Source organism: Ancylomarina sp. (assembly GCF_041555295.1).
Taxonomy (GTDB): domain Bacteria; phylum Bacteroidota; class Bacteroidia; order Bacteroidales; family Marinifilaceae; genus Ancylomarina.
Genome location: NZ_JBFFKR010000188.1, coordinates 1 through 6,700 on the forward strand (window position 1 = coordinate 1; position 6,700 = coordinate 6,700).

Annotated in this window: 5 protein-coding genes; 2 read left to right on the forward strand and 3 right to left on the reverse strand. The window is 36.0% G+C overall.

The window, feature by feature from the left end:
* Positions 1-279 precede the first annotated feature (279 nt).
* From ABY905_RS12325 to ABY905_RS12335, 3 genes are all read right to left on the reverse strand, one after another.
* Positions 280-789: a hypothetical protein gene (locus ABY905_RS12325; RefSeq protein WP_372644325.1), complete on the reverse strand. Its 510-nt coding sequence runs from the start codon at positions 787-789 to the stop codon at positions 280-282.
* Positions 790-905: 116 nt separating this feature from the next.
* Positions 906-2,024: a tyrosine-type recombinase/integrase gene (locus ABY905_RS12330; RefSeq protein WP_372644327.1), complete on the reverse strand. Its 1,119-nt coding sequence runs from the start codon at positions 2,022-2,024 to the stop codon at positions 906-908.
* A 258-nt stretch (positions 2,025-2,282) separates the two neighbouring features.
* A complete protein-coding gene (locus ABY905_RS12335; RefSeq protein WP_372644329.1) occupies positions 2,283-2,978 on the reverse strand; it encodes a hypothetical protein in 696 nt (231 codons plus the stop codon).
* A gap of 777 nt (positions 2,979-3,755) precedes the next feature.
* On the opposite strand from ABY905_RS12335, the gene ABY905_RS12340 reads away from it, so the two are divergent.
* On the forward strand, positions 3,756-6,377 hold the full coding sequence (locus ABY905_RS12340) for a YfhO family protein (RefSeq protein ID WP_372644331.1): 2,622 nt from the start codon (positions 3,756-3,758) through the stop codon (positions 6,375-6,377).
* Positions 6,367-6,700 (forward strand): hypothetical protein (locus ABY905_RS12345; protein WP_372644333.1); only part of this gene is annotated, 334 nt, incomplete at its 3' end. The genes ABY905_RS12340 and ABY905_RS12345, both read left to right, overlap by 11 nt.

Below are 6,700 nucleotides of genomic sequence, written 5' to 3' on the forward strand. Positions count from 1 at the left end.
AATGATTTATTTGTTCTTTATTCGGGCTACATCCAATAATGATTACAAAAAAAAATGAAATTAAAATCTGTGTTATTTTCATTGTGTGTGGCTTTTTTAGCAATTTTTTATAACGGTCTTGCTAAGTTTCGTGGGCGATTTCAAAGAGTAATCTTATCAAAACGCAAATAAGCAAGCCGAGTGAAATTGTTTATATTTTTGAACAAACCAATTGTATTGGCTTGCTGGTGTTTCTAAATTGTACTAAACTCTCGAACTGCTTATCAGCGCCCATGAAATTTAGCTTTTGTTGGGCGTTCGTTTTTTTGCATTTTCAATTTCAATTAATAATAATTCACCCTCAGATTTTGTCATGAATTTTCCTGCTAAAATCTTCTTTTTTCCAGAAGTTTTTATTTCAATTTTATAATCAGAATACCCAAGGATTCCATAAGAATTTCCTGTATTTCTGTCTCTTAAATCAATAAGTTCAATATTTATAATATCGTCAAAAACAATATGCTTTTTAGTCTTAATTCCGAACAATTCTTGAATGTATATAATATCATTTTCTCTTAAAAAAAATGATTCTTTGCCCACCATATCCCACATGGCTCTAAAATTTCTAAACATTGCCCATGCTAGCAACAGCCAAAAAAGAATCAATGTTACATTAATACCCTCTGCATTAGATATTATACCACCAATTAAAATGACTGATATGACTATGGAAAGAATTATCCATATCGTTGGGAAAAAGTAATTTGGATTATGCGTCAAATAAAATTCTTTATAATTTCCGGTTTCCATTTATTGTTCTTTTTCTTAATTATCTAGTGAGTAATACAAAACTTAAATTTAATCTTTTGTTGCTTTGAATGAGTAAATGACGCCCAACGTATGTGTAAAGTACTATGTACTTTATATTACTTATCTGTGTTGTTTTGTAAGTTGTTGGTATCCTTTGCAATACCCTCTGTTATTGTGTCTAAAGGGCTTTTGATTTTTGCAAGAGATCTTTTACTTACGTGGGTGTAAATTTCTGTTGTTTTGCTCGATTCATGTCCTAAAATTGTTTGAATGTAACGTAAATCTGTTCCTTGTTCTAATAAATGTGTTGCAAATGAATGTCGTAACATATGTGGTGTAACATGTTGTTTCACTCTTGCTAATTTTCCTGCTTTTACCACTATTCTTAATACTGAAACAGGAGCGTATTTTGCTCTGTTTTTTCCTTCAAAAAGATAGTAGTTTGGATTATAAATTTCAAGATACTTTTTTAAAACGATAGATAAGGATTCTGATAAGATTGTGGTTCTATCCTTTTTTCCTTTTCCTGAATTTATGAAAATTAATTTTTTATCAAACCAAATATCCTGCTTCCTCAAATTAATTAGCTCTCCTCGGCGTAAACCTGCCGAATATATAGTAGCGAGTATTGCTTTATGCTTTAGGTTAGTTGTAATTTTCAGCATGCTTAAAATTTCTTGTTCAGAAATTACCTTTGGTAAGCTGCGTTGCTTTTTAGGACGATCGATATGATAGAATTGTTTTGCCTGGCCAAGAACTTTTTCGTAATAAAATTTTATCGCATTAATTCTTTGGTTCTGTTGGCTGGTCGATATTTTTTGCTTTTCAATTAAATCAAGCAGGTAATCGTTAATATCCTCAGGCGTAAATTCCTTTAAGTCTTTATGAGGGAATGCGGTTTGAAAATCTCTAAAATATTTACTGTAAACTTTTATTGTACTATCGCTATATCTAACTCTTTTAAGCTTTTCTAAATAACCATGGGGGAGTTGAACAACTTTCTTTGTTTCAGCCTTTCCTTCTATTATAATTTCATAGGTGGGAGAGAAGACCGTCTTAAATTTCTTATAATCAAATTGATCTCTTGCTACCCACCAGCATTTCTTGCTGGAACTCCATTGGGCAGGAAAACTTTTTTTTAACAAATCAATTATTTTATTGTCAAAATCAAATTTTACAAGAACAACAGCCTTATTCCTGTGCCTACTTGCCGATAAATGAATTTTGGTTTGCATAAAATAGCTTGTGGTGAATTTCCATCTCGAATATAAGCATTGCCCAATATTAAACAAAATAGAATGCATGTAAATAAGAATACCTGCAACATTCGCATGTTGCAGGTGCTCTCATTTTTATTACAAAATTATTGAGTCTCTGAAATTCAGATACTCTTTAGGGGCGGGGTAAAACTGAATTTCATTTTTGTGAAGAATACTTAACTTTTGGGGCGAAGCACCCTTTGTTAACGCCGAATTCATTACAAAACAATAACTCTAGATTTCACTTACCGAATTATTTTCTGCTGCAACCTCTCTTTTACGACTTGCTGGGTCAACAATCATTCTGGCAGTTTTATACGCCAAATAAAACTCTTTATCCTCATTAAAAATTTCCATTAAAGGATCTATTTCATTGCTCAATAGTGTCTGTATCTCGTCAACTTTCTCTTCAGTCAACTCATTTAAGGTTTTGCGTTCACTTATTAATTCTCGAGGTTCAGATATTACGGTTTCAAAATCACTTATTTCTGTAGAAAGTTCCGTAATCAAATCCTCACTAATACCATAATTAAGCAAATCAGCAGCAATGGGGCTAACGCGATCCAATAAATTCTTTGCATAATTAAGAATTTCCTGATGGCGAAGTTCATAATCCAATGCACTCTTCGAATTAATAATGAAGTTACTTAGGTTTTCGTTTTTAGTCATGTAAGCAAATACCTTAAGCACATTACTAACTTTAAATACCACCTCAACAAGTTCGGCACGAGTTATATTTTTATTACCAGCCGTTTTACTGGGAATACTACCTGCATTTTTTACCAATTCATTGGTCTCACTAATCAGTTGAAGGAGTCGTGTTTGCATGCTCCCAATCACTGGGATTACCATTAACTTGTCTGTATTTTTTGTTAAGAACTGTAAGACTTGATAATGTGCATTGCGCTTTGCTGTAATTGATTTTTTCATTTTTGTTTTCTTGGTTGATAATTATTTTTTTTTCGAACACTGAAATTATGAAAAGTTACGAACTGAACAAAATAAATTCATTAAAAATGTTGATAACAAAAAATATTCTTAATGCTACATATAGTATTGTTTGTTATCATTGCCTAGTAATTGGCGTGTTGGGTGTGTGTACACTGTGTGGGTAGTAATTCTTGCGTAAATGTTCAGGTGCTTGTATAACCGATTTTATTGTAAAAACAACTACTCTTTAGGGTAGTTTTATAAATGCTTATGTAATGGCTTATGCCGGTTTGGCAAAGATTTATTTTAACCCTGTCCGTTTCCAAGTCATTCAGGATTACTTTCAAGTCAATCAAGCATGCCTCCATGTCAATCAGGTTTCATGTTAGGTCAATCTGGTAACCTGATATGTCAATCAGGTTTCATGTCAGGTCAATTTGGTAGCATGCCATGTCAATCAGGTATGTATTCAAGCTAATCAATTTAGTTTCCAAGTCAATTAGGCATCATATCAGGTCCATCTGAAACCTTGTCATCTCAATCAGGTTTGCATTCAAGTCTATCTGGTTTGGTTTTAGATCCATTAGGTTTGCTTTCAAGCCACTCTGTTTAGACCCCAAGTCAATCGATTTATGTTTCCTAAAAAGCATCCCATTCTTTAGTTAAAGCTTTCTGCTTTTTTTGTACTTTAGTCGCTGAATTGAAAATGAAAAATTATTAATGATGAATTGTGATTTGATTCACTCATAATTTATAACTCCTAATTCATAATTAAGCATGAGTTTTAAGTCGATATTTAAATCTGCAATACCATATCTGGCCTCAATAATCATCTTCCTAATAATAGGATTTATCTATTTTCAACCCGTTCTCGAGGGTAAGCAGTTGCGCAAAGGCGATTCTTTAAATGCCTGGGGTGGAAAAAAAGAGATTATCGATTTTCGAAATGCCACTGGGGAAGATCCACTTTGGACCAACTCTATGTTTGGAGGCATGCCCGCTTATCAAATTAATGTCGACTATCAGGCAAAAGATATGTATTTTTTCAAGCAGCTGATGGAGCTTCATACACCCGATCCGGTGCGCTACCTGTTGTTATACCTTATCGGATTTTATATTCTAATGCTTTCGCTGCGAGTTAACCCCTGGCTCGCTATAGCTGGGGCAGTCGCCTATGCATTTTCAACCTATTTTATCATCATCATAGGTGCCGGTCATCTCTGGAAAGTGAATGCACTAGCCTTTATTCCGCCTGCTTTGGGTGGAATTCTCATGGTTTTCCGTGGACGCTACCTTTGGGGTGGTCTGCTCGCAACTTTCTTCCTGATTTTGGAACTCTATTCCAATCACATTCAAATGACTTACTATTTTGCCATCATGGTTTTCTGTTTGGTGATATTCGAATTCTACCACCGATTCAAGCAGAAAGAACTGAAGCAATTCTTCAGAGCTATCGCGGTGCTTTTAGCCGCTTCCTTTATCGCTATTGGAGTGAATAATACCAACCTTTACAATTCATACGAATACAGTAAATCGACCATCCGTGGCAAGTCAGAACTCACTATTGGTGATAAAAACAATAAAACCGCTGGGCTCGATAAAGATTATGCAACCCAATGGTCATATGGTCTTCAGGAGACTTTGAGTTTGCTTATTCCTAATGTAAAAGGGGGAGCGGGTTCGCCACAAGAGGCTGTTCAAATTGTGAATTACGTAAGCGGTGGTCAGATTAAAAAAGTTGACGACTATTATGCAATGGAGCAAGTTGATAACCACCATTACTGGGGCAATCAACCCTTTACGTCAGGTCCTGTTTATGTGGGTGCCTTGCTGATGTTCCTATTTGTTATGGGACTGTTTATCGTTCCGGGACGATTGAAATGGGGCTTGTTAACGGCAACCATTTTGTCCATTATGCTCTCGTGGGGGCATAATTTCCAGGCTCTTACCAACTTCTTTTTGGATTACGTGCCGCTTTACAACAAATTCCGTGTGGTATCGTCTATACTGATTGTGGTGGAACTTTGTGTGCCGCTCTTGGCCATACTAGCTGTTAAAAAAATTATTGAAGAACCCGAAGTTCTAAAACGTAAAATTGCTTTTGGTTCATTCAAGCTGAATATTGGAATTATACCTCTAGCCTTAACGGGTGGCTTGGCTTTACTCTTGTATTTAGTGCCTAATTTAGGTTTGGATTTTATGAGTGATATTGAGAATAACTATCTGGCTCAAATTAAGTCGGCCAATCCAGATGCAATAGGGTTTATTTCTCAGATACATACCGATTTAATCGATGCACGTATCTCTATCTTCAGAGCAGATGCCTTGCGTTCAATCGCATTTATAGCCTTGGGAGCTGCATTATTGTTCCTGTTCTATCGTAAGATGATAAATACCAAGCTGATGATTTTGGCGCTGATCGTTTTAATTGTAGCCGACCTTTGGCCAGTGAACAAACGTTACCTCAACAACGACAGCTTTGTCGCTAAAAAGGATATGAAGTTGGCCTTTAATCCGACTCAAGCAGACTATGAGATTCTGCAAATGGAATTGAAAAATCATCCTGAATTGGGAGCGACACTTCAAAAAGCTGCTGCTGATTATAAAAAAGAAAACCGAAAAGCCAATCAGTACGAAACGATTGCCGCACAATTGTGGGCTTTAAATATGAATTCGAATTATCGTGTTTACAATAAAACGGCTGGAACTTTCCAGAATTCGAGTACATCCTATTTCCACAAATCGATTGGAGGTTATCATGGGGCTAAACTACGACGCATACAGGAGCTTTACGATTTCCATATCGAGAAAGGAAATGACAAGGTCCTAAACATGCTAAATGCGCGTTATGCAATTGTCCCTAAAAAAGAGGGAGGCAGCCAAGCTGTCTACAATCCTGATGCTTTAGGTTGTGTTTGGTTGGTTTCAAGCTTTAAGATGGTTGATAATGCCGATGAAGAAATTATGAGTTTGAATGCATTCGATCCTGCCAAGGAGCTGATTGTCGACAAGCGTTTTGCTGATCAGCTCAAAGGATTTACAAGTCGTGCTGACAGCTTGTCTATTATTAAGATGACGCATTATGCACCTAATGGCATTCAGTACGATTATCAATCAAATGTTGAGCAACTAGCTGTATTCTCAGAGATTTATTACCAGCCAGGCTGGAATGCCTATATCGATGGTAAACTAAGTCCTCACTTTAGAGCAAACTATGTGCTCAGAGCGATGAAGGTGCCAGCAGGCAAGCATAAAATTGAATTCAAATTCGAACCCAAAGCTTTTTATGTGGGCGAGAAAATCTCCTTGGTCAGTATGATTCTCTTTTTCGCCATGGCTTTAGGTGCTTTGGCTTGGACTTTAAAATCAAATAGAAAAGCGACTAGCGATGAGTCATAAACTCAGTAAGACACAGCGATTCCTGAATTTTATGCAGAAAATTGTTTTTCTGCATATGCTCATCTTTGTCCTTCGTAATTTCTACTATCTATTAGAGAAATTGGTGAGGAAGGATAAGAGAATTGCCCTGTTTTTCCTGACCGAGAAGTATTATTACGACAACTCGAAATACCTTTTTGAATATATGCGCCAGAAGGATGATTTCAAACCCATCCTTTTTACAGCAAACAAAACCTTGTACGCTGCCTTGCAAGAGAAATTCCCGGGCGAAGTGGTTTATGCCTGGTCCTTAAAAGGTCTATTCCTTTTTCTACGTACGAAGA

Coding starts and splice junctions, on each gene's coding strand:
- ABY905_RS12325 (WP_372644325.1), bottom strand. CDS start 789: ATGGAAACCGGAAATTATAAAGAATTTTATTTGACGCATAATCCAAAT.
- ABY905_RS12330 (WP_372644327.1), bottom strand. CDS start 2,024: ATGCAAACCAAAATTCATTTATCGGCAAGTAGGCACAGGAATAAGGCT.
- ABY905_RS12335 (WP_372644329.1), bottom strand. CDS start 2,978: ATGAAAAAATCAATTACAGCAAAGCGCAATGCACATTATCAAGTCTTA.
- ABY905_RS12340 (WP_372644331.1), top strand. CDS start 3,756: ATGAGTTTTAAGTCGATATTTAAATCTGCAATACCATATCTGGCCTCA.